Origin of the sequence: Paraburkholderia sp. EG286B (assembly GCF_040965655.1) — a bacterium.
In the GTDB taxonomy this organism is placed as follows: domain Bacteria; phylum Pseudomonadota; class Gammaproteobacteria; order Burkholderiales; family Burkholderiaceae; genus Paraburkholderia.
Genome location: NZ_JBFRCF010000232.1, coordinates 1 through 255 on the forward strand (window position 1 = coordinate 1; position 255 = coordinate 255).

At 69.8% G+C, this 255-nt stretch carries 1 protein-coding gene; it reads left to right on the plus strand.

Annotated features, from left to right (window positions below; all coding sequences use genetic code 11):
- Positions 1 to 255: AMP-binding protein (locus AB4Y42_RS44560; RefSeq protein ID WP_368697936.1), on the plus strand; the 255-nt coding region annotated here is incomplete at both ends.

A 255-nucleotide genomic window follows, 5' to 3' on the forward strand; every position in this document is an offset into this window, starting at 1 on the left:
CGCCGAACACGCCGGTGCGGGAGCTGGACATCCTGCCGGCCGCTGAGCGGGCGTATCTGCTGGAGGAGCTGAACCGGACGGCGGCGGCGTATCCGTCGGAGAAGTGCCTCCACGAGCTGTTCGAGGCACAGGTCGCCAAGGCGCCGGAGGCGGTGGCGGTGGTCTGTGCGGAGGAGCGCGTGAGCTATGGCGAGCTCAATGCGCGGGCCAACCGTCTGGCGCACTATCTGACCGGGCTCGGTGTGAGGCCGGATC